This is a genomic window from Streptomyces sp. NPDC059787 (assembly GCF_042732315.1).
Lineage (GTDB): Bacteria > Actinomycetota > Actinomycetes > Streptomycetales > Streptomycetaceae > Streptomyces > Streptomyces atrovirens.
In genome coordinates this window covers 17312-39455 of the sequence record NZ_JBHWHX010000059.1, presented here as the reverse complement: position 1 = coordinate 39455, position 22144 = coordinate 17312, and the positions used below count along the sequence as shown (strand labels likewise).

Here is a 22144-nt window from a genome sequence, read left to right as displayed (position 1 = left end):
GGGGGGGGGGGGGGTGGGGGGGGCGGGGGGGGGGGGGGGGGGGCGGGGCCGGGGTCGGGGGTGTCCGTCCTCGGACTGGCGCGGATCACGTCACTCGGAGGGGGTGCGGGGCGCGGACGCGCCAGCCGCTGCGGGCGGCCACCCCCGCCCCGTCCCCTTCCCGCCGTACGCGACTGTCTAGCGCCGCCCCGCCGTCTTCCGCTATCCGCGGGCAGTCGTGCTGCCGCTCCCCGCGTTCCCGCGGGCAGTCGTGCCGCTGGGGCGGCACGGGTGGGCGGTGGGGGTACCTCCCGCTCGAGCGAAGCCGAGAGTGGGGGAGGCACCCCGTAAGCGTCGGGCTGCGCAACCCACTCCCGGCTCACACTCACGCCGGGGCACCCCGCAGAGCGCCGGGTCACGCAGACCCACCCCCGGCCCACACCAACGCGGGGCACCCCGTAAAGCCGTCGGGCTGCGGAACCCCGCCCTCACCGCCGCCAGGTGATCCGCCTCCGGCCAGGGGCGTACGACGCGGGAAGATGGGCCGTCCCCACGGCCAGAGCGGTGGCCGCACTGGCGATGCCCAGAATCGCCCCGGCGGCCACGTCACCCGGATAGTGCACACCCGTGTGCACCCGCGAGTACCCCACCGCACACGCCAGCGCCCCCAACGGGACCGACGCCGCGGGCAGCACCGTGCCCACCGCCGTCGCGAACGCGACCGCCGACGCCGTGTGCCCCGAGGGGAACGATGCCGACGTCGGCATCGGCACGTGCCGGTCCACGGTCACCCGTGCCGCCTCCCGGTCCGGCCGGGCCCTGCGGACCAGCCGCTTGCCCAGCAGGTTCGCCGACGCCGACGCCACGGCTATGGCGCCGACCCCGGCCAGCGCCGCCCGCCGCGGCCGCGCCCCGCTCAGTGCGAGGACCCCGGCGATGGCGAACGAGATCTTGGAGTGGTCGGCCGTGTGGGACAGCCTGCGCAGCGCCCGGTCGAGCGTCGGCGTCGGCGTGGCGGCGACCGCCGCGTACAGGGCGCCGTCCACGGCCCTGAGGTCGCCGAGGACCGCGGAGACGACCCTGCGCAGTCCGTCGGCGGGCGGTACGGGCTTGGTGAGCGGACGGGTGACGTCCTGGTGGTCGGTGGTGGGCGGCTCGCTCATCTGTCTCTCCCGCGGTGGCATCGTCGACGAATCACCAGGTGCCCACGGTACGCATGATCCATCCGCATGCACTCGCCCACCCCGGCCGGCCGGCCCGTGGCCACCGTGCCGGTCCTGTCCAGGACCTCGCCCGCCTGCGTGTCCGCGGCGCCTCAGCCCAGGGCGCGGTCCAGGTTGAACGCGGCGCTGATCAGGGCGAGGTGGGTGAACGCCTGTGGGAAGTTCCCCTGTTGCTCCCCGGTGTGACTGATCTCCTCGGCGTACAGGCCGAGATGGTTGCCGTAGGTCAGCATCTTCTCGAAGGCGAGGGACGCCTCGTCGAGGCGCCCGGCGCGGGTCAGCGCCTCGACGTACCAGAACGAGCAGATGGAGAACGTGCCTTCGTCGCCGTGCAGTCCGTCGGGGCTCACCAGCGGGTCGTAGCGGTAGACCAGCGAGTCGGACACCAGGTCCTCGGTGAGGGAGTCGAGCGTCGACAGCCACTTCGGGTCGGTCGGCGCGATGAACTTCGACAGCGGCATCATCAGGATCGCCGCGTCCAGCACGTCCCCGTCCTCGTGCTGCACGAAGGCCCGGCGCGACGCCGACCAGCCATGGCTCATGATCCGCCGGTAGATGGTGTCGCGGCTCGACTGCCAGCGGGGGAGATCGGCGGGCAGGCCCCGCCGGTTGGCCATGCGGATGGCGCGCTCGATCGCCACCCAGCACATCAGGCGCGAGTACAGGAAGTTCTTCCGTCCGCCGCGTGTCTCCCAGATGCCCTCGTCGGGCTGGTCCCAGTGCGCGCACACCCAGTTCACCAGCGCCGTCACATGGTCCCACTGCTCGCTGGAGACGGGCTCGGCCCACTTGTCGTAGAGGTAGATGGAGTCGATCAGCGCTCCGTAGACGTCCAGTTGGAGCTGGTCGGCCGCCGCGTTGCCGACGCGGACCGGTGCCGAGCCGTGGTGGCCCTCCAGATGGCCGAGTTCACGTTCGGGGAGGTCGGTGCGGCCGTCGATGCCGTACATGATCTGCAGCGGGCCGGAGGCCTTGCAGTCTCCCGGACTGATGTGCCGGGAGACGAACCCCATGAACGCCTCGGCCTCCTCGGTGAAGCCCAGCCGCAGCAGCGCGTACACGCAGAACGCCGCGTCGCGCACCCATACGTACCGGTAGTCCCAGTTGCGTTCCCCGCCGAGCTCCTCGGGCAGGCTGGTCGTCGGCGCCGCCACGATCGCCCCGGTCGGCGCGTAGGTGAGCAGCTTCAGGGTGAGGGCGGAGCGGTGCACCATCTCCCGCCAGCGGCCCCGGTACCGCGAGGAGGACAGCCATCGCCTCCAGTACGCCACCGTCGCGGCGAACTGCCGCTCCGCCTCCCCGCACTCGCAGCGGCTCGGCGTCACCTCCGGGCCGACCTGGTCCAGGGCGAACACCGCCGTCTCCCCCTCGGCCAGCTTGAACTCGGCCCGTACGTCCGGCCCGGCGGTCTCCAGCGGGACGGTCGCGGTGAGCGCCAGGGACAGTTCCTCGGAGTCGAAGACCGCGATGCCCTCGGTCAGCCGTACGGTGTGCGGGCGGGAGCCGTAATCGAACCGCGGCGCCACCAGCGTCCGGAACGGCACGGAGCCGCGTACGCACAGCACCCGCCGGATCAGCCGGTGCCGGGCCTCGTCGGCCGACGTGCCGCCGACCGGCATGAAGTCCTGCACCTCACCGACCCCGTCCTCGGCGAAGAACCGGGTGATCAGGACATTGGTGTCGGGGAAGTAGAACTGCTTGGTGCGGGCCGGCACGGACGCCGCCAGTTCGAAGCAGCCGCCCCGCTCGGTGTCCAGGATCGCGCCGAACACGCTCGGCGCGTCGAAGGACGGGCAGCAGTACCAGTCGATGGTGCCGTCGGTGCCCACCAGCGCCACGCTGCGCAGATCACCGATCAGCCCGTGGTCGGCGATCGGCACGTACCGGCGCGTGCGGGACTCGTCCCGTTCCCTGGTCGTCCCGTCCATCGCAGCCTCCCTGGGCCGGCACGCCGTGCTCATGTGCCAGCTTAGGCAGCTTCGGCCGGACCGGCTCAGGTCACCACGACCCGTAGTCCCGCCTCCTCGAAGCGGCGTACCGTCTCCGGGTTCGCGCCCGTGTCCGTGACCAGGGTGTCCACCTGCTCGGCGGCACAGATCCGGGCGAACGCCCGCCGGCCCAGTTTGCTGGAGTCGGCGGCCACGATCACCCGCTCGGCCCGCTCGCACAGCAGCCGGTTGATCGCCGCCTCCGCCTCGTCGTGGGCCGCCGCCCCGTGCACGGCGTCGAAGGCGACGACACCGAGCACCGCCGCATCGAGGGTGATCTGCCCCAGCACTCCGTCCGCGAGCGGCCCGACCAGCTCGTACGACTGGGCCCGCGCCACCCCGCCGGTCAGCACGATCTTGAACTGGGGGCGCACGGCCAGCTCGTTGGCGATGTTGAGCGCGTTCGTCACCACGGTCAGCGCGGGCGAGCCCGAGGCGAGGTCTCCGCGTACGGCCAGTGCCCGCGCCACCTCCGTGGTGGTCGTACCGCCGGTCAGCCCGACCGCCTCGCCCGGCGCGACGAGATCCGCCACCGCCTTCGCGACGCGCTGCTTCTCGGAGGCGTGCCGCGCGGTCTTGTAGCGCAGCGGCAGTTCGTACGACACCCCGTGCACCACCGCGCCGCCACGGGTGCGCACCAGCATCTGCTGTTCGGCGAGCTGGTCGAAGTCGCGCCGGATCGTCGCGGCCGACACCGCCAGTTCGCCGGCCGCCTCCTCGACGTCCAGCCGGCCGCGCTCGACGAGCAGCTCCAGCAGCGTCTTCCAGCGGGCGTCCCGCGACATCCGCCCTCCCGTCGTCCCCTTGGTCCCTCTTGGTCTTCGGCGACCCTAACGCACCCGACCTTCGGCCGGATGCTTGATTTTGCTCGAAACCTCGCTCAATGTTGCAAGAACAATCATCAAGCCTTCGGGGGTGCGGCATGACCCATGTCGAGGACGAACTGAGCAGTCAGCCCGAGTGCTGGAGCCGCGCCGCCGCGCAGGCCTCCTCCCACGCCCCGGTGCTGCCGGCAACGGGGGAGCGGGTCGCGGTGGTCGGCTGCGGGACGTCGTACTTCATGGCGCAGGCGGTCGCGGCCCTGCGCGAGGACGCGGGCCAGGGCGAGACCGACGCCTTCGCCGCCTCGGAGTTCCCGCACCACCGGGCCTACGACCGTGTCGTCGCCCTCACCCGCTCCGGGACCACCACCGAAGTCCTCGACCTGCTGGGCCGGTTGAAGGGCGGCACCCGTACCACCGCGGTCACCGCCGATCCGGCCACCCCCGTGATGTCACTCGCCGACGAGACGGTCGTCCTCGACTACGCGGACGAACGCTCCGTCGTCCAGACCCGGTTCGCCACCACGGCCCTCACCCTGCTCCGCGCCCATCTGGGCCTGCACTCCGACGCGGTCGTCGAGGACGGGCGTACGGCGCTGGCCGACCCGCTGCCCGAAGGGCTCGTGGACCGCGACCAGTTCACCTTCCTCGGCCGCGGCTGGAGCGTCGGTCCGGCCAACGAGGCCGCACTGAAGATGCGCGAGGCGGCCCTCGCCTGGACGGAGTCCTACCCGGCGATGGAGTACCGGCACGGACCCATCAGCATCACCACCTCCACCACCGCGACCTGGATGTTCGGTGACGCCCCTGAGGGGCTGGCCCGGCAGGTGCGGGACACCGGCGGGCTGTGGATCGAGGGCACCCTCGACCCGCTCGCCGAACTCGTCCGCGTCCAGCGGCTCGCGGTCGCCGTCGCCGCGGCCCGCGGCCTGGACCCCGACCGGCCCCGCCACCTCACCCGCTCGGTCGTCCTCGCACCCTGACCCGTCGGAAAGTACGGAACCCCGCAGGAAAGGACGGACCGTGCCCCTCACCACCACCGGCGAGCTCGTCACCCGCGCCGCCGCCCACCGCTCGGCGGTCGCCTCGTTCAACATCATCACCCTCGAACACGTCGAGGCCGTCATCGCCGGCGCCGAGTCGGCGAACGCCCCCGTCGTCCTCCAGGTCAGCGAGAACGCCGTGAAGTTCCGCCACGGCCGGCTGCTCCCGCTCGCCCGCGCCGCCGTCGCCGCGGCCGAACGCGCCACCGTCCCCGTCGCCCTGCACCTCGACCACGTACAGAGCGACACCCTGCTGCGCCAGGCCCCGGACGCCGGATTCGGCTCCGTGATGTACGACGCGGCCCGGCTGCCCTACGCCGACAACCTCGCCGCGACCCGGGCCGCCGTCGACTGGGCCCACGCCCAAGGGCTGTGGATCGAGGCCGAGTTGGGCGAGATCGGCGGCAAGGACGGGCAGGCCGCGCCGGATGCCCACGCCCCGGGCGCCCGTACCGACCCCGGCCGGGCCCGCGCCTTCGTCGCCGACTCGGGCGTGGACGCGCTGGCCGTCGCCATCGGCACCACCCACGCCATGACCACCCGCACCGCCGCCCTCGACCACACCCTCCTCGAACGGCTGGTCACCACCCTGGACGTCCCCCTCGTCCTGCACGGCTCCTCCGGCCTCCCCGACGACGAACTCGCCGCGGCGGTCACGGGCGGCATCGCCAAGGTCAATGTGGGAACGGCCCTGAACATCGCCATGACCGGCGCGATCAGGGAGTTCCTCACCGCCCACCCCGGGGCGGTCGACTCCCGCGGTTACCTCACGGTGGGCCGGGAGGCGATGACACGGGCGGTGACGGCGATCATCGAGGTGCTGGAACCGGCCCCCGCGGAGTCCTGAGCTACCGCTTCACGGCTTTCAGGACCACGAACTTCGGGTCCGACGCCACCACTTCACTGTTGCCGAACAGCCGCCGCAGCCTCACGTGGTACCCCAGGTGGCGGTTGCCGATCACCCACAGTTCGCCGCCCCGGCGCAGGGTGCGCCGGGCGCCGGTGAACATGCGCCGGGCCGTGGCGTCGGTGGTCGCCTGGTGGGAGTGGAAGGGCGGGTTGTTCAGGACCAGGTCGACGCTGTCGGCCGGTATGCCCGACAGGCCGTCGCCGACCCGGAACTCGGCGTGTCCGGGCACGTCGTTCTCCCGGTACGTGGCCTGCGCGGACGCCACCGCCTGGAACGACTCGTCCACGAACAGCACCTCGGCGCGCGGATCCGCCAGCGCCATCGCCGTACCGACGACGCCGTTGCCGCAGCCCAGGTCCACCACCCGTCCGCCGTCCCTGCCGGCGGGCAGGTGCTTCAGGAAGAACCGGGTGCCGATGTCGAGGCGGTCGGCGCAGAAGACACCGGCGTGGTTGACGACCGTCGCGCCCGACACCGGGCCGATGCCGTCGGGCAGCGTGTAGCGGTACGGCCAGGGGTTCGCGGGACGCTCCCGCGCGGGGTCAGGCGTGCAGAGGATCAGCCGGGCCTTCTTCTCGGCGAGCGAGGTTCTGGTCGGGCCGAGGATCCGCTCGAAGAGGTCCAGCGTCGAGGTGTGGATCTCCTTCACCATGCCGGTGCCGACGACGACCGTGCCCGCGTGCACCGCCGGCGCCAGCCGCAGCAGCTGGTCCTCCAGCAGCGCCAGGCTCTTCGGCACCCGGACGAGCAGCACGTCGATCCGGGCCGGCGGGGGATCCTGCGTGGTGAGCAGCCGGACCGCGCCCGGCTCGACGCCGTTGCGGGCCAGGTTCGCGCGGGTCGCCTCCTGCCCGAGCCAGGAGTCGGTGATCTGCGTCGGCCGGTGCGCGGCGAGCGCCGTCACCAGCGCGCCCCAGCGGTCGCCGACGACCACGACCGCGCCGGACAGCGGGACCTGCCGGTCGGCGAGATGCCCGAGGAGATATTCGTCGGACGCGTCCCAGGCCCGCAGCCTGTCCCGCGGATCCTCGGGGAACCTGGCCAGCACCGGCTCGCCCCACGCAGTCGTCATACGGTCGTTCATCGTCCGACCAGGCTAGCCCAGCCGCAGCTCAGGGCGCGTCCGGCAGGATGGGAGGCATGGGAGGCATGGGAGGCATGGACGCCGGGCTGTTCCCCAGGGAACGCGGCGAGATCGCGCCCGGCGCGGTGCGCGTGCCGGACTGGCTGGACGCGCGGGAGCAGCGCGAGCTGCTGGAAGCGTGCCGGGAGTGGGCCCGGCCGCCCGCCGGACTCCGTACGGTCCGCACGCCCGGCGGCGGCATCATGACCGCCCGGCAGGTGTGCCTCGGGTGGCACTGGTACCCGTACGGCTACGCCCGTACCGTCGTCGACGGTGACGGCTCACCGGTGAAACCCTTCCCCGGCCGGCTCGGGGAGCTGGGCCGCCGCGCGGTGACCGACGCGCTGGGCGCGGACGCCGCGCGCGGTGCCGCGTACGACATCGCGCTCGTCAACTTCTACGACGGCGACGCCCGTATGGGCATGCACCGTGACGGCGACGAGGAGTCGGACGCGCCCGTGGTGTCGCTGAGCCTCGGCGACACCTGCGTCTTCCGCTTCGGCAACACGGTGACGCGGAACCGCCCCTGGACGGACGTGGAGCTGCGCAGCGGCGACCTGTTCGTCTTCGGCGGGCGCTCCCGGCTCGCGTACCACGGCGTCCCCCGGGTGCACGCGGGCACGGCACCGCCCGAATTGGGACTGGCCGGAAGACTGAACATCACGCTGCGGGTCAGTGGTCTGTAGTCCGCCTCCGGTTGCGGATCATGGGAGACTCGCCCTCATGAGCGGGAAGGCGGACCCCCGGCCGGCGGGGGAAGGGACCACCTCGAGGGCGCGGCTGGACCGGGGGCGCGGCGCGCTCGGACCCGCGCTGGAGCTCGTGCACACCGGACGCGCGCCGACCCGCGCGGTGCTCACCGCCGAACTCGGCGTGACCCGCGCGACGGCCGGCGCGGTCGCCGCCGAACTGGAGGCGCTCGGGCTGATCCGGGTGGACGCCCGGCCCGGCGCGGCGGCAGGTTCCCAGGGGCGCCCCTCGCACCGGCTCTCGGTCGCCGAGGACGGGCCCGTGGCGCTCGCCGCGCAGGTGCACGCCGACGGTTTCCGGGCGGCCCTGGTCGGGCTCGGCGGCCGTATCGTCGCCACGGCGCCCGGCTGCGAGGTCGTCGACGCCGACCCGGCGAAGGTGCTCGGCTCCGTCGTCGCGGCCGGCGCCGAACTGCTGGAGGAGACCGGACGGCGGTGCGTGGGCGCCGGGCTCGCCGTGCCGTCGGCGGTGGCCGAACCGGAGGGGCTGGCCCTCAACCCCCTGCACCTGGCCTGGCCGGCGGGCGCCCCGGTGCGGGAGATCTTCGCCGAGCAGGTGCGCGCGGCCGGCCTGGACGGGCCCGCCTTCGCGGCCAACGACGTCAACCTCGCCGCCCTCGCCGAACACCGGCACGGCGCCGGGCGCGGCTCCCGCGACCTGCTGTGCGTGGCCACCGGCCACCGCGGGGTGGGCGGCGCGCTGGTGCTCGACGGGCGCCTGCACTCGGGCAGTTCGGGTCTCGCCCTGGAGGTCGGGCACCTCGCCGTCAACCCCGAGGGCCGTCCCTGCCACTGCGGCAGCCGCGGCTGTCTCGACGTCGAGGCGGACCCACTGGCCCTGCTCACCGCGGCGGGCCGCGCGCCGGGCCCCGAGATGTCCCTGCTGAGGCAGGCCGACGACCTGATCCACGGCCAGTACGACGACCCGGACGTGCGCACCGCCACCGAGTCCCTCATCGACCGCCTCGGCCTCGGCCTCGCCGGACTGGTGAACATCCTCAACCCGGACCGGATCATCCTCGGCGGACTGCACCGCACCCTGCTGGAGGCCGACCCGGACCGGCTCCGCGCCGTCGTCGCCGACCGCAGCCTGTGGGGCCGCAGTGGCGGCGTCCCCATCCTCCCCTGCACCCTGGACCACAACAGCCTGGTCGGCGCGGCGGAACTGGCCTGGCAGCCGGTGCTGGACGATCCTCTCGGTGCACTGGTGCGATGAGGCAGCCCGCCAGACAGAAAGCGGAGTCATGACCGACAAGCTCACCGTCAGCGTCCTGGGTACCGGCATCATGGGCGCGGCGATGGCCCGCAGCCTCCTCCGCGCGGGGCACACCGTACGGGCCTGGAACCGCACCCGAGCGAAGGCCGAACCGCTCGCCGCCGACGGCGCGCACATCGCCGGCACCCCCGCCGAGGCGGTCGAGTCCGCCGATGTCGTGCTGACCATGCTGTACGACGGCCCGGCCACCCTGGAGACGATGCGCCGGGCCGCCCTCGCCCTGCGCGGCGGAACCGTCTGGGCGCAGTCCACCACCGCGGGCATCGAGGGCGTCGCCGAACTGGCCGGCTTCGCCCGCGAGCACGGCCTGCTCTTCTACGACGCACCGGTCCTCGGCACCCGTCAGCCCGCCGAGGCCGGACAGCTCACCGTCCTCGCCGCCGGACCGGCCGAGGGCCGGGACAGGGTGGCACCGGTGTTCGACGCGGTGGGCGCCCGCACCGTGTGGGCCGGGGAGGACGGGGCCACGGCCGGCGCGACCCGCCTGAAGCTGGTCGCCAACAGCTGGGTGCTCGCCGCGACCACCGCCGCCGGTGAGGCCCTCGCCCTGGCCAAGGCCCTCGACGTCGCACCGGACGGCTTCTTCGACCTCATCGCCGGCGGCCCGCTCGACATGGGTTACCTGCACGCCAAGGCCGGGATGATCCTCGACGGGCGGCTGACCCCGGCCCAGTTCGCCGTGACGACCGCGGCGAAGGACGCCAGACTGATCGTGCGGGCCGGTGAGCAGCACGGCGTCCGCCTGGACGTGGCCGTCGCGAGCGCCGAACGGTTCGAGCGGGCCGACGCCCGGGGCCACGGCGACGAGGACATGGCCGCCGCCTACTACGCCAGCTTCGACGACGACCCCACCACCTGATCGGCCGAGCCGCGAGCACGAAGGAGTCCGTAGTGTCCAAGCCCCCGCTTCCCCCCGAGGCACAAGACCTGCTGCGCAAGGCCAACCCCTGCGTCATGGCCACGCTGCGCTCCGACGGCGCGCCCGTGTCCACCCCCACCTGGTACCTGTGGGAGGACGGCCGCGCGCTGATCAACTTCGACGAGGGCCGGGTGCGTCTGAAGCACGTCCGCCGCGACCCCCGCGTCACCCTCACGGTCCTGGACGGCGACGGCTGGTACACCCACGTCACCCTGATCGGCCGGGTGACCGAGATCTACGACGACGAGGACCTGGCCGACATCGACCGCCTCTCCCGCCACTACACCGGCAACCCGTACCCGGACCGGGAGCGGGCGAGGGTCAGCGGCTGGCTCGAGGTCGACCGCTGGCACGGCTGGGGCGCGATGAAGGACAGCGACCAGGCAGGCGGCTGACCACCGGTGCCCGGCCGGCCTCAGCGCCGGCCGACGGCGAAGGACCGGCCGGGATGCCCGGTGGGGGCGGTGCGGACCGAGCTCACCACCGGCGTCCCCGGGACAGTGCGTCCCGCTCCGGCGCCGACAGGTGCAGCACCTGGAAGACCTCGCCGTCCGCCCCGGGCGTGTCCCGCGCCCAGAGCGAGAAGTGCACCAGTTCCCAGCGGGCGGTGTCCACGGCGACCGCCGCGAGCACCGCGCCGTCCCGGCCGGCCAGCCGCCCGCACTCCTCCACCGCCTCCTCGGCCGCCTCACCCACCCGCACCCCGTCCGGCACGGGACGCCGGTGCCGTACGGCGACGGCGGCCGGAGCATCCGCGGCCACCCCCTCCTCGTACGCCAGGCCGGTCCACTGCCGCACCGGGGGACGCCCGAAGTCGTCGGCGATGCCCTGGAAGCCGCCGCCCCAGAGGAAGGCGTTCATGCCCTCCACGGTGTTCCAGAGGTAGAACGGCGCGTACTGGTTGACCGGCGAGCCGTGCACCCCGCGCTCACGCACCAGGTACGCCTTGACGCCGAGGCCCGGCCACGCGTCGAGCAGGTGCCCGCGCCGGGCCACCCGGTCCCGGACGATCCCCATGTCGTAGTCGGCGGGCAGGGTGAGTTCGTACTGCAGGGCGTGCAACGGAGTTCTCCTCGACGGAAGTTGACGGGGTCAGCGCTCTCGCGGCGCGAGCAGCGCGAGCAGACCGCGCACCCCCGCGTCGAAGGCGGCGGGGGAGCCGGAGGCACGGGCCAGTACATAGCCGCCCTGGACGGTCGCGACGACGGCCGCGGCGATCTCCGCGCTGTCGAGCACGGACGCGAACTCGCCCCGCTCCCTGCCCTCTTCGACGATCCCGGTGAGCCGCGTGCGCAGCCAGTCCAGGGTCTCGTCGACCGGGGCGCGCAGCGCGTCGTCGGCGATGACGTCCGGGTCCATGGTGAGCCGCCCGACCGGACAGCCGCGCAGGACGTCGCGCTCGCGCAGCAGATACGCCTCGATGCGCTCGTACGGCGTGCCCGGCCCGGCGAGGACCGCTTCGGCGGTGGTCCGCATCTCCTCGGCGGTCCGCCGGATCGCGGCCAGCGCGAGGTCGGGCTTGCCCCTGAAGTGGTGGTACATGCTGCCCTGGCCCGCGCCCGACCGCTCCAGGATCGCCTTCGGGCTGGTGCCCACGTAGCCGCGCTCCCACAGCAGCTCGCGGGTGGACTCGATCAGCCGCTCCGAGGTGCTCATGCCCGCACTGTACATACCAGTAGTTACAGAAGTCGAGTGATCCTCGGCGGGACGCGGCCGTCCGCGTACTCCCCGCGAGGTACGCACAGTGCCGCCGGCCGTACGACGCCCCGGCCCCCCTCGTGGGACGACGCTCGGAGATGTCGCACAAGGAGCGACGAGACAGCGCATCCGAGGAGATGGACGATCATGCAGACCCTGGCGCACTTCGGCGACGGCGGGCCCGGCCCGTGGATCCTGTTCCTCCCCGTGATCTGGGCCCTGGTCATCGGCGGCGGCATCGCCCTGCTGCGCCGCGCGGTGTGGCGCGGACGCCGCGGGCCCGGCCCCGGGCGGCCCACGGTGGAGGACACCTCGCCCATCGCGGTGCTCGGCCACCGCTTCGCCTCCGGCGAGATCGACGAGGACGAGTACTGGCGGCGGCTGTCCGTCCTGGACGAGCAGTTCGGCCGGCACGGCAAGGGCGGTGCGCGATGACGTTCCGAGACGCCTCGCCCCCGCTCCGTTCCGGGCACGGAAGCGGCTCACGCCCCGGTGGCGATGTCCTCGGTGAGGTGCGCCGGGTGGGGAGCCGGTGGCTCCGCCACCGGCTCCCCACCCGGCCCGCCGGTCGCCCGTGTCAGCCGGGGACGGTGGAGCGGGCGGGGGCCCGTTCGGTGTGGTGGTCCCCGGTGGTGTGCTCCACGAGGGCGACCTCCGCGAAGCGGTGGTCGGCGGGCTCGCCGGCCGTGATCCGCGGTTGCCGGTCCCAGGCGGGCGCGGCGGTCGCGGACGGTGTCGGCAGGGTGAACCACACGACCTTGCCGGACTCGCCGTCCGGCACCGCGCCCCAGCTCTCACTCATCGCGGCGACCATCGCCAGCCCGCGCCCGCACGTGGCGAGCGGGCTCGCGTCCGCCATGACCGGCAGGCGCGGGTCGTGGTCGTGCACCGACACCTTGAGCCGGTCGAGCAGCAGCTCGATCTCGACGGTGCACGTCTTGTCGGGCTGGGCGTGCCGGTGGACGTTGGACAACAACTCCGTCACACCGAGCGATGCCCGGTCTATCAATGAGTCCATATGCCAGTAGCGCAACTGTGCAGATACGATTCTGCGGACTTGGCCGATCCGCGACGGCAGGGCTTGGAGCTCCACCGCGCAGTGCCTGCTTGGGTGAGTGATCACGGCTGCGACTCCCCGACGTGAGGTCCGGAAGAACACGGAAGGCGGATCCAGCAGGGCGCCTGCGTGACACTGCCGCCTGCTGTCGTGGCCGGCGGGCTGGTTCGCAGCGTTATCGCCGGTAAACCCAGAGTGACGTGAGACCAGCGTGACGTACGAGGCGAAGTGACGCAAGTCACGGACATCTCAGGCGCCACGCCCCGACGCCCGGCGCACGGCCTCGATGAAACGGCTGGCGGCGGGCGGGCCGGGTTCACCCGGCGCGGGGTCGTGATCGCCCAGGGTCAGCGAGTACCGGTTGCCGTTGAGGTCCGCGAGCGCCCGGTCCTCGGGCGCGAACCAGGGCCTGGACGCCCGTACCGCCTGCACCGGCGCGCTGTCGATCTCGCTGCCGTAGCTGGTGAGCAGCTCCAGCCGGCCCTCGCTGATCCGGACCTGGCCGGCCCGGGTGAGCGAACGCAGCCGCTTGCCGATCCGCACGCCCGTGGCCGTGAACTCCGGCTCCGCCATGCCACCCGCCCCCTTGTGCGCGTCGGTGTGCCGGACCGTGCTCCACGGGCCGGCTCCTGCCCAGCTCCAGTGTGCCCCCGTACGGGGCCCTGCTCACGCCGGTGCAGTCTGCCCGCACCCGCCGCCGAGCACCAGTGCGCGCACCACCGTTCCCCGGGGCTCGGGGTGCACTCGCGCCAATGCGCCCCCCTGTCGCCACGCTGCGCGCCCCAGGGGTGCCTTTGAGTGGCTCAAAGGAGTGTTTATGCAGGTGGGAGGTGGTGCGGATGGTGCTTATGATCGGAGTGCCGGCCGCGTGAGACGCCGTCGGCGCTCAGCGTAAGGAGCCCTGCCGTGAGCACTCCCCGACAGACCCTGACCGGTGCCACCCTCGACGTCGACCACAGCGACGCCGCCTACCGGGCCTGGCTGAAAGAGGCCGTGCGCAGGGTGCAGGCCGACGCCAACCGCTCGGCCGACACCCATCTGCTGCGCTTTCCGCTGCCCGAGCGGTGGGGCATCGACCTCTACCTGAAGGACGAGTCGACCCACCCGACCGGCAGCCTCAAGCACCGGCTGGCCCGTTCGCTCTTCCTCTACGGGCTGTGCAATGGCTGGATCCGTCCGGGCCGCCCGGTGATCGAGGCGTCCAGTGGCTCCACGGCCGTGTCGGAGGCGTACTTCGCGAAGCTGATCGGCGTGCCCTTCATCGCCGTCATGCCGCGCACGACGAGCGCCGAGAAGTGCCGCCTGATCGAGTTCCACGGCGGTCGGTGCCACTTCGTGGACGACCCCCGCACGATGTACGAGGCGTCCGCCGCCCTCGCGGCGGAGACCGGCGGCCACTACATGGACCAGTTCACCTACGCCGAGCGGGCCACCGACTGGCGGGGCAACAACAACATCGCCGAATCGATCTTCCGCCAGATGGGGTCGGAGCGGTTCCCGGAACCCGCGTGGATCGTCGCCACGGCCGGCACCGGCGGCACCTCGGCGACCCTCGCGCGCTACGTCCACTACATGCAGTACGACACCCGCGTCTGTGTCGCCGACCCGGAGAACTCGTGTTTCTTCCAGGGCTGGACCACCGGCGATCCGGGCGTCGCCTGCGACCGCGGCTCCCGTATCGAGGGCATCGGCCGGCCCCGTATGGAGCCGAGCTTCGTGCCCGGCGCGATCGACCGGATGATGAAGGTGCCCGACGCGGCCAGTGTCGCCGCGGTGCGGGCCCTGGAGCGGGTCATCGGCCGCAAGGCGGGCGGCTCCACCGGCACAGGGCTGTGGAGCGCGCTCAAGATCGTCGCGGAGATGGTGGCGGACGGGCGGCGGGGAAGCGTGGTGACGCTGCTGTGCGACCCGGGGGACCGGTACCTGGACAAGTACTACTCGGACGCCTGGCTGGACGGGCAGGGCCTGGACATCGCGCCGTACACGGCGGCGATCGAGTCCCTGCTGCGGACCGGCGTCTGGCCCGACTGAGAGCTATCCCGCGAGCCTGCGGTCCAGCGAGGTCACCGCGGAGCGGAACGCCCGCCCCAGCCCCGGCCGGGCGGCCTTCAGCGCGAGCCGGAAGGGTACGGTGCCGTCGGCCGCGAACGTCCACCGCACCCGCGTGCCCGTCCCGGCGGGAGCGAGCCGCCACTCCTCGGCCATGGCACGGGCGCCCGGCGCGTTCGTCACGTCGACGCGGTAGGCGTACACCCCGGGCTCCTCGGCCACGAGGACCGTCTCGCGGAACCGGGTGCCGCCCCGGAGCCGGATCTCACGCCCCGCGCCGTCGTCGAGGGGCGTGAGAGCGTGACCGCCCCGAACCACTCCGTCCAGCCGGTCACGTCCTCGGCGAGCGCGCGGTACACCCGCTCCGGCGCGGCGGCGATCTCCCGCCCGAAGACCAGACGTACGGGCGCCGCCCGGACGAACTCGTGCCCCACGGGGCGCAGACGGTGAGCCATGGGCGTGTCCCCTTCGACGAGTTATCCGGCCCCGGCGGCCGGCTGTCGGGCCATCAGATGTCCGCGGCCTCCGAGGTCTCCGCGTCCTCCGCGGGTTCACCCGCCACGACCAGCCGCCGCAGATGCTCGGACACCTCCGCGCGCGCCCCCGCGGGCAGCCCGGAATCCGTCACCAGGGTGTCGACCTGCTCCAGGGACGCGAACGAACTCAGCCCCACCGTGCCCCACTTGGTGTGGTCGGCGACCACGACCACCCGCCGGGCCGACTGCACCAGACGCCGGTTGGTCTCCGCCTCCGCGAGGTTCGGCGTCGACAGCCCCGCCTCCACCGATATGCCGTGCACCCCGAGGAACAGCAGATCGAAGTGGAGCGCCGCGATCGCCTGGTCGGCCACCGGCCCCACCAGCGAGTCGGACGGCGTGCGCACCCCGCCGGTCAGGACGACCGTGGCCGCGCCCTGCCGGGTCCCCGACGTGCGCTGCGCCGCGTGGAACACATCGGCCACCCGCACCGAGTTGGTGACCACCGTGAGGTCGGGAACGTCGAGCAGTCGGTGCGCCAGCGCGAAGGTCGTCGTACCGCCCGAGAGCGCGATCGCCGCGCCGGGGGAGACCAGTTCGGCCGCCGCCCGCGCGATGTCCTCCTTGGCGGTCGGCTCCAGGCCCGACTTGGCCTCGAAGCCGGGCTCGTGCGTGCTCGCCTCCACCACCGGGACCGCGCCGCCGTGCACCTTCTCCAGCACGCCCTGCCGGGCCAGCGCGTCGAGGTCGCGGCGGACCGTCATGTCCGACACGCCGAGCTTGCGGGTCAGCTCGTTGACCCGGACCCCGCCCCGGCGCCGGACCTCGTCGAGGATCAGGGTGCGCCGCTGCTCCGCGAGCAGGTTCTGATTCTCGCTCACGTACGCTCCGGTCCTTTCGCCGCAAACCGTCCGACACGCCCGCACCCTCCGCGACGAGCAGGTTTCCGACCGTCATCGGTGCGCGGACGTCCCATCCTCGCATGCCGTGCCCCGCGCGGCGTCACCGGTGGTTCGTCGCGCACATGTCATTGATGTTCCGCGTGTCGCTTGCCTGTCACACGGATCGGGGAGATTACGTGACGAGAGGTGTGAGCCGTTCCGCCACGGGAGATCCTGTGCCCGCACGGACGGATCCGACGGGGCGTCACGGGGGAAGTGCGAATCAGTGGAGAGCGCGCAGCGACACGGACCGGCCGAGGGCACCGAGGGGACCGCCCTGGAACTCCTGGTCCACGGGGTGGGAGGCACCACCCCCGAGGAGATGCTCGACGACCCGCGCACGGTGCGGATCACCGGTGACGACATAGCCGCCGTGTTCCGCCGCGCCGACGACGCCGACGCGGAGCACCGGCCCGCCGGACGGCGCGAGGGGCCCGTCCCCGAGGCCTACGTCTGGTGCAACCTCACCTCCGGGAACGGCACCCGCGCCCTGTGGCTGCTGCTGCTCCCCTTCATGGTGGTCAACCTCGCCCACTGGATGCGCCCCACCGCCCACGGCCGCCGGCGCGCGGTCCGGCTGTACGGGCTGCTGGTGCGGCTGGCCGGACTCAGCCTGACGGTGCTGCTCGTCGCGGCCGCCTGCGAGGTCGCCCTCGACCTGGCCGCATGGCAGTGCGCGGGCACGCGCGCGTGCGCCGAACGGCACTCCTGGCTCGGCTTCCTCTCGCCCGGGACGTCCGACGGCGGCTGGTGGAGCACGCCGGGCCGCAGGCTGGCGCTGGCCGCCCTGGTGCCGGCCGCCCTCACCGGCCTGCTGTGGTTCCTGTCCCTGCGCACCTGGAGCGCGTACGAGTCCCAGCAGCCGATGACCCACGACCCCGAGCCCGAGGAGGACGGCGGGCGCACCGCACTGAGCAGGCCCGGCTTCTGGTACGGCCGACGACTGGTCGCCCGGCTGCGCGCCGCGCACACCGCCGCCGGACTGCTCACCGTCGCCGCCGCGGTCGGCTCCGCCGCCGCCCGCCACGACCGCGAGCCGGGCGGGCCGGCCGCCCTGGGTGTCCTGGGCGTCCTCCTGGAGGCGGCGCTGGCCGCCGGGGCGTGCGCCGTGGTGTGGGTGGTGTGCCGCCGGGGCCGCACCGAACGCCGACTGGACGCCGGACTCGACCGGCACCTGGTGCGGTACCTGCCGCTCGCCGCCCTCGTCCTGCTCGCCCTCACCCTGCTCCACGCCGGGTGGGAGCGCCCCGGCTGGGAGTCGGCGGGCAGGCTGCCGGGCGACGCCGCCTTCGGCGCCCTCGCCCTCGCCCAGGGCCTGCTGGTGATCGTGCTCGCCGGGGTCGCCCACAGCCTGCACCGCACCGACCCCGACCGGCGCGCCGCGATACGGGGCCTGGCCGGACCGGCGGTCGCCATGCTCGCCTGCGCGCTGGGCGGCGTCATGTCCGGCGGCGTCTCCCAGCGGGTCTCCGACTGGCTGGACGGCACCGGGACCTCGATCCCCGGCCCGCCGGTGCTGCTCACCTGGCAGGCGTCCGTGATCCCGCCGCTGCTCGTCCTGGTGCTGCTGCTGTGCGGCCGGCTCGCCCGGCGCGCCTGGCGGACGGCGCGCGCGGAGCGTGCCGCCGTGGAACGCGAGTACCCCGGAGAGGCGGGCGACCCCGGCCGCACCCGTCGTATCGCCTCCGTGCGCGCCATGGCCGCCCTCACCGACCGCGCGCCGCGCGTCCTCGCCGCCACCTCCGCCGCGACCCTGCTGCTGGGCGCCGGCGCCCTCGTCGGCGCCCTGACCACCGACAAGACACCCGGCGAGGCGGCACGGGGCTCGTACGCCGTCGTCCACGGCGCCGCCGAGACCGCGCAGGCGCTGGGCTCCTGGCTGATCGGACTCGGTTTCGTACTCCTCGTCGCCTCGGGCCGCCGCGCCTACAAGGACGCCTCCGCGCGGCGCACCATCGGCATCCTGTGGGATGTCGGCACCTTCTGGCCGCGCGCCGCGCACCCCTTCGCGCCGCCCTGCTACGCCGAGCGCGCGGTGCCCGACCTGACCTGGCGGATCGCCACCTGGACCCGGACCACCGGCGGCCGGCTGGTGATCTCCGGCCACTCCCAGGGCAGCGTCCTCGCCGCCGCCACGGCCTGGCAGCTCGCGCCGTCCACCCGCAGACGCGTCGCGCTGCTGACCTACGGCTCCCCGCTGGAGCGGCTGTACGGCCGCTGGTTCCCCGCCCACTTCGGCCCGGACGCGCTCGGCTCCCTGCACCGGGAGGTCGACTGCTGGCGCAACCTCCACCGGCGCACCGACCCCATCGGCGGCCCGATGCGGCTGCCCGGCGACTGCGGCCCCGCCGTGGACCGCCCCGCGCTCCAGGACCCCCTCGCCTACGGCCGCACCGAGGCCCACCCCCTGCCCTCGCCGATCCTCGGCCACTCCGGCTACCAGGCCGACCCGGCGTTCGCCGAGGAACGGCACCGGCTGCTCGCCCGCCTGCGGCCGGACGTCCCGGCACCCCGGCGGGTGGGGGAACCCGGCGACGATCAGGGCAGCGTGGGCAGGTCCTCGGCGTAGAGCAGCGTCAGGTCGTCGGTGGTCGGCTCGGCGAGCTGGGCCACCCGGCTCGCGTGCCGCTCGACCATCGCCTCGAAGGTCTGCCGCGCGGTGCGCCCGTTGCCGAACGCGGGCCCCTTGGGTATGTCGGCGAAGTACGCGAGCACCGCCTCGTCGGCGCCCGGCGCCAGCCGGTACTCGTGCTCCTCGGCCTGCTGCCGCACGATCCGCAGCAGCTCCTCGGGGCCGTAGTCGCCGAAGGTGATCGTCCGCGAGAAACGGGACGCCACACCAGGGTTGACCGACAGGAACCGCTCCATCTCGGCCGTGTAGCCGGCCACGATCACCACCACCGCGTCCCGCTGGTCCTCCATCAGCTTCACCAGCGTGTCGATGGCCTCCTTGCCGAAGTCGCGCCCGGCGTCCTCCGGGGAGAGCGCGTACGCCTCGTCGATGAACAGCACACCGCCGCGCGCCTTCTCGAACGCCTCCTGGGTGCGGATGGCCGTGGAGCCGATGTGCTCGCCGACCAGGTCGACCCGGGACACCTCGACCAGATGCCCCTGCTCCAGCACCCCGAGCGAGGCGAGGATCTCGCCGTACAGACGGGCCACGGTGGTCTTGCCGGTGCCGGGGGAGCCGGTGAACACCAGATGCCGCTTGACCGACGCCGCCTTCAGGCCCGCCCGCTGCCGGCGCCGGCCCACCTCGATCATGTCGGTGAGGGCGCGCACCTCGCGCTTGACGCTCTCCAGGCCCACCAGCGCGTCGAGTTCCCCGAGCACGGCCTTGGAGGTGCGGGCCTCCCGCTCCGGCTCGGGGGCGGGCGGTGCCGGCTCGGCCGTGCGGGCGGCGGGAACGGAGCTCAGCAGGCCGGTGGTGTGGCTCACCGTCCGCACGGCGGCCGGCTCCGGTGCCGCCGCCGGCTTCAGGCTCCCGCTCTCGTCGCTGGTGCAGTCCTCCACGACGGGACCGCCCGAACCGGACGCCGCGTCGCCCTCGGCGAACTCGTACCCACCGCGCGCGCAGCGCTCCGTACGGCACTTCCGCAGCGTCGTGCGGCTGCCGTCGATCACATGGAAGCCGTAGCCGCCGCTGCCCGTGACCCGGCAGTTCACGAAGGTGCCGCGGCCGCCGGCCGAGACGTAGACACCGGCCTCGGCGGGGGAGTCGACGGTGCAGCGCTCGACGGTCGGGTCGGCACCCTTGGTGACGATCACGCCGGTCTGCACGCCGTCCAGGGAGCAGTTGTCGAGGGTGCCGCCGCTGCCGTGGTCGCGGAACCAGGCGCCCGTCGCCGCCTCCCGGATCCGGCAGTCGTCGAGCTGCGCGGTGGCGCCGTCGCTCACCGACACGGCCGTGTTGCGCACCTGCGTCAGATCGCTGTCGACGACGTCCGCGCGGGAACCGCGGTCGAGCACGAACAGGGCGTCCGGCACGTCGTGCACCCGGCAGGAGTCCAGTACGGCGGTGGCGCCGTCGCTCACCCACACCGCGGGGTAGTCACCGGTGCTGTCGAAGATCTCGCACTGGTTGGCGTCCACGCGCGTGCCCGGGTCCCACACCGACAGACCGTTGCGGCCGAACCGCCGCACGCTGGTGCGGGTCAGGGTGAGCACCGAACGGGACCGCAGGTCGACCGCGTTCTCCGGGATGTCGTGGATCCGGCAGTCGGCCAGCGTCAGCACCGCGTCCGTGTCGAGCGTGACGCCGTCCCCGGTCGTCCGGTGCACATCGCAGTCGGTGAGGTGCGCGGTGGCCCGGCCGGTGACCTGGACACCGCTGCCCCGCACCTCGTAGACCTCACAACCCACCGCCTCCAGCGCCGAGTTGTCCCCGGTCGCGGTCAGTCCCGAGCCTGAGGCGTGGTGCACCCGGCAGCGCTCGAGGCGGGGGTGGGCGCCGCCGTGCACGGTGACCCCCGCCTGCCCCGCGGCGACCACCTCGCACTCCTCGAACACCCCGCCCCCGCCGTCCAGTACGGCGATGCCGGCGCCCGCCGGGTTGTCGACCGTGCAGCGGCGCACCGTGGGCCGGGCGCCGCCGCGCACCTCGATGCCGGCCGCGGACCGGGTGACCACGCGTATGTCGCGCAGCTCCGGGGTGCCCCCCTCGACCAGCACGGCCGGTGCGGTGGCGTCCTGCCCCTCCACGTGCAGGTCCTGGACCACCGCCGAGGCGCGCACGGTCAGCGGAACGCCGTCCGGGGGCGCGATGCGTACCGAGCCGGGTGAGCCCTCGGGGCCGCGCAGGGTCACCGCCCGCTGCACGACGAGGTTCTCCCGGTAGGTCCCGGGGGCGACGGTGAGGACGTCGCCCTCGGCCGCGGCCTCCAGGGCGGCGGCGAGCGATGCGTACTCACCCGTGCGGCGCCGCCACCTCGATGTGCCGGTGTGCGTCACCTGGACCGTGCCCTGTGCCATGGCGTAGCTGTGCCCCCACCTTGTCGTACGTGGCTCGTTCGCGCGCGTGTTGCCGCCGATCGGTTCGGCCGGACCACCGTAGCGTGCGCGCGGGCACCGGGTTGACCAGAGCCGGAACGTCGTCGAGGGCCGCGCGTTCGGGCCGGGCCGGACTCGCGGCCCTAGCTGCCGGTTCCGGTCCTGCCCCAGTCCGGGCCCGCCTTCTCCCATGCCCGGTCCCAACGCGCGTACCGGCGGCGGACCATGCGCCGGACGGTCAGCCGTCTGAAGCCCTCGACGAGGGCCGCGGTCACCAGGGCGGCGCCGATGCCGGCGAGCACGGCGTGCGTCGTGGCCGTCGCGGTGTCCAGGGGGCGGGCCACCGTTCTCCCGTGCCTGTCGGTCCATATCCGGAAGCGGTCGTCCGGCCGGGGGTCCTTCAGGCGTGTCGGCACCGGCCCGCTCCGCTCGGTGCCGTCCGGCGCGGTCCAGTGGGCGAGGACGCGGTGGCGCGGATCCCCGCCGGCGGACATCTCCGGGTCGCCGGCCGACGGAGACGGATCGAGCTCGCGCACCACCGTGGCCGTCACCAGGTGCCGGGACTGGTGCTGTGCGCGGACGGAACGCTGAAGGGTGTCCTGGGCGGCGCCTCCGACGAGGACGCCGGCCACCGGGGCGGCGACGAGGACGAGCAGCAGTGCCGTGAACGCCACCCATGCCTCGGCCAGATCGGTCCCGCGGCGCAACGGGTTGTGCCGCCAGCGCCAGAGTCCGCTGATCGCTCGCACGGTCCGCGCCCCCTTCCCCCCGCGGGTCCTTTCACGGATCTCTCATGAAAGGCCAACGCGCGAGCCAGGGGCCCGGTTCCCGCGCTCGCGACGGGAACCGCGCGGTCGCGGACCTCCACGACGGCGCCGATGCCCGCGTTCCCGCCGCGGACAG

The 22144-nt window shown here is 73.7% G+C and carries 20 protein-coding genes and 1 pseudogene; 9 read left to right on the top strand and 12 right to left on the bottom strand.

What is annotated here, in order from left to right:
- Nucleotides 1-467: 467 nt before the first annotated feature.
- The 3 genes from ACFV5H_RS33770 to ACFV5H_RS33760 all read right to left on the bottom strand — a co-directional run bounded on the left by ACFV5H_RS33770 (nucleotide 468) and on the right by ACFV5H_RS33760 (nucleotide 3975).
- The gene (locus tag ACFV5H_RS33770; protein WP_385055980.1) at nucleotides 468-1142 is read right to left on the bottom strand and encodes a phosphatase PAP2 family protein; all 675 of its coding nucleotides are present in this window, start codon (nucleotides 1140-1142) and stop codon (nucleotides 468-470) included.
- A 152-nt stretch (nucleotides 1143-1294) separates the two neighbouring features.
- Nucleotides 1295-3130: a glycoside hydrolase family 15 protein gene (locus ACFV5H_RS33765; RefSeq protein ID WP_385055977.1), complete on the bottom strand. Its 1836-nt coding sequence runs from the start codon at nucleotides 3128-3130 to the stop codon at nucleotides 1295-1297.
- 65 nt (nucleotides 3131-3195) lie between these two features.
- Nucleotides 3196-3975 carry a DeoR/GlpR family DNA-binding transcription regulator gene (locus tag ACFV5H_RS33760; protein WP_385198609.1) on the bottom strand — a complete coding sequence of 260 codons (780 nt, stop codon included), beginning with the start codon at nucleotides 3973-3975 and terminating at the stop codon, nucleotides 3196-3198.
- Nucleotides 3976-4112: 137 nt separating this feature from the next.
- Here ACFV5H_RS33760 and ACFV5H_RS33755 point away from each other — a divergent pair, with 137 nt between their 5' ends.
- Nucleotides 4113-4994, top strand: a complete 882-nt coding sequence (locus tag ACFV5H_RS33755) for an SIS domain-containing protein (protein ID WP_385198608.1) — start codon at nucleotides 4113-4115, stop codon at nucleotides 4992-4994.
- Nucleotides 4995-5034: 40 nt separating this feature from the next.
- Nucleotides 5035-5901, top strand: coding sequence for a ketose-bisphosphate aldolase (locus ACFV5H_RS33750; RefSeq protein WP_385055969.1), 867 nt, complete (start codon nucleotides 5035-5037; stop codon nucleotides 5899-5901).
- Between the two features lies 1 nt (nucleotide 5902).
- Here the strand turns inward: ACFV5H_RS33750 and ACFV5H_RS33745 are convergent, their stop codons facing one another.
- Nucleotides 5903-7036, bottom strand: a complete 1134-nt coding sequence (locus ACFV5H_RS33745; RefSeq protein ID WP_385198606.1) for a methyltransferase — start codon at nucleotides 7034-7036, stop codon at nucleotides 5903-5905.
- Between the two features lie 86 nt (nucleotides 7037-7122).
- Here ACFV5H_RS33745 and ACFV5H_RS33740 point away from each other — a divergent pair, with 86 nt between their 5' ends.
- From ACFV5H_RS33740 to ACFV5H_RS33725, 4 genes are read left to right on the top strand one after another with little or no spacing between them, the layout of a single operon-like run.
- The gene (locus ACFV5H_RS33740) at nucleotides 7123-7773 is read left to right on the top strand and encodes an alpha-ketoglutarate-dependent dioxygenase AlkB family protein (RefSeq protein WP_385198613.1); all 651 of its coding nucleotides are present in this window, start codon (nucleotides 7123-7125) and stop codon (nucleotides 7771-7773) included.
- A gap of 37 nt (nucleotides 7774-7810) precedes the next feature.
- Nucleotides 7811-9052 carry an ROK family protein gene (locus ACFV5H_RS33735; RefSeq protein ID WP_385055963.1) on the top strand — a complete coding sequence of 414 codons (1242 nt, stop codon included), beginning with the start codon at nucleotides 7811-7813 and terminating at the stop codon, nucleotides 9050-9052.
- A complete protein-coding gene (locus ACFV5H_RS33730; RefSeq protein ID WP_385198604.1) occupies nucleotides 9036-9971 on the top strand; it encodes an NAD(P)-dependent oxidoreductase in 936 nt (311 codons plus the stop codon). Before ACFV5H_RS33735 ends, ACFV5H_RS33730 begins: the two co-directional genes overlap by 17 nt.
- A gap of 32 nt (nucleotides 9972-10003) precedes the next feature.
- The gene (locus ACFV5H_RS33725) at nucleotides 10004-10426 is read left to right on the top strand and encodes a PPOX class F420-dependent oxidoreductase (RefSeq protein WP_385055958.1); all 423 of its coding nucleotides are present in this window, start codon (nucleotides 10004-10006) and stop codon (nucleotides 10424-10426) included.
- 82 nt (nucleotides 10427-10508) lie between these two features.
- Here the strand turns inward: ACFV5H_RS33725 and ACFV5H_RS33720 are convergent, their stop codons facing one another.
- On the bottom strand, nucleotides 10509-11093 hold the full coding sequence (locus ACFV5H_RS33720) for a DUF4865 family protein (RefSeq protein ID WP_385055955.1): 585 nt from the start codon (nucleotides 11091-11093) through the stop codon (nucleotides 10509-10511).
- A gap of 30 nt (nucleotides 11094-11123) precedes the next feature.
- Nucleotides 11124-11687 (bottom strand): TetR/AcrR family transcriptional regulator, encoded by a 564-nt coding sequence (locus tag ACFV5H_RS33715; RefSeq protein ID WP_385198603.1) that lies wholly within the window; start codon nucleotides 11685-11687, stop codon nucleotides 11124-11126.
- A gap of 189 nt (nucleotides 11688-11876) precedes the next feature.
- Between ACFV5H_RS33715 and ACFV5H_RS33710 the strand changes: the two genes are divergently transcribed.
- Nucleotides 11877-12164 (top strand): SHOCT domain-containing protein, encoded by a 288-nt coding sequence (locus ACFV5H_RS33710; protein ID WP_385055950.1) that lies wholly within the window; start codon nucleotides 11877-11879, stop codon nucleotides 12162-12164.
- A gap of 142 nt (nucleotides 12165-12306) precedes the next feature.
- Here the strand turns inward: ACFV5H_RS33710 and ACFV5H_RS33705 are convergent, their stop codons facing one another.
- Both ACFV5H_RS33705 and ACFV5H_RS33700 read right to left on the bottom strand, forming a co-directional pair.
- Nucleotides 12307-12852: an ATP-binding protein gene (locus ACFV5H_RS33705; protein ID WP_385055948.1), complete on the bottom strand. Its 546-nt coding sequence runs from the start codon at nucleotides 12850-12852 to the stop codon at nucleotides 12307-12309.
- 183 nt (nucleotides 12853-13035) lie between these two features.
- Complete coding sequence (locus ACFV5H_RS33700) at nucleotides 13036-13359, bottom strand: hypothetical protein (RefSeq protein ID WP_030865918.1); 324 nt, start codon at nucleotides 13357-13359, stop codon at nucleotides 13036-13038.
- 333 nt (nucleotides 13360-13692) lie between these two features.
- On the opposite strand from ACFV5H_RS33700, the gene ACFV5H_RS33695 reads away from it, so the two are divergent.
- On the top strand, nucleotides 13693-14817 hold the full coding sequence (locus tag ACFV5H_RS33695; protein WP_385055945.1) for a PLP-dependent cysteine synthase family protein: 1125 nt from the start codon (nucleotides 13693-13695) through the stop codon (nucleotides 14815-14817).
- A gap of 3 nt (nucleotides 14818-14820) precedes the next feature.
- Here the strand turns inward: ACFV5H_RS33695 and ACFV5H_RS33690 are convergent.
- Both ACFV5H_RS33690 and ACFV5H_RS33685 read right to left on the bottom strand, forming a co-directional pair.
- Nucleotides 14821-15290, bottom strand: a pseudogene (locus ACFV5H_RS33690) (SRPBCC family protein).
- 53 nt (nucleotides 15291-15343) lie between these two features.
- On the bottom strand, nucleotides 15344-16192 hold the full coding sequence (locus ACFV5H_RS33685) for a DeoR/GlpR family DNA-binding transcription regulator (RefSeq protein WP_085573928.1): 849 nt from the start codon (nucleotides 16190-16192) through the stop codon (nucleotides 15344-15346).
- A gap of 286 nt (nucleotides 16193-16478) precedes the next feature.
- Between ACFV5H_RS33685 and ACFV5H_RS33680 the strand changes: the two genes are divergently transcribed.
- Nucleotides 16479-18821, top strand: a complete 2343-nt coding sequence (locus ACFV5H_RS33680) for a hypothetical protein (protein ID WP_385198602.1) — start codon at nucleotides 16479-16481, stop codon at nucleotides 18819-18821.
- On the opposite strand, the gene ACFV5H_RS33675 is transcribed toward ACFV5H_RS33680, so the two are convergent.
- Both ACFV5H_RS33675 and ACFV5H_RS33670 read right to left on the bottom strand, forming a co-directional pair.
- Nucleotides 18791-21223 (bottom strand): right-handed parallel beta-helix repeat-containing protein, encoded by a 2433-nt coding sequence (locus tag ACFV5H_RS33675; protein WP_385055935.1) that lies wholly within the window; start codon nucleotides 21221-21223, stop codon nucleotides 18791-18793. The two genes, ACFV5H_RS33680 and ACFV5H_RS33675, sit on opposite strands and share 31 nt — an antisense overlap.
- Nucleotides 21224-21384: 161 nt before the next feature.
- Nucleotides 21385-21990 carry a hypothetical protein gene (locus tag ACFV5H_RS33670; protein WP_385198600.1) on the bottom strand — a complete coding sequence of 202 codons (606 nt, stop codon included), beginning with the start codon at nucleotides 21988-21990 and terminating at the stop codon, nucleotides 21385-21387.
- Between the last annotated feature and the right edge of the window lie 154 nt (nucleotides 21991-22144).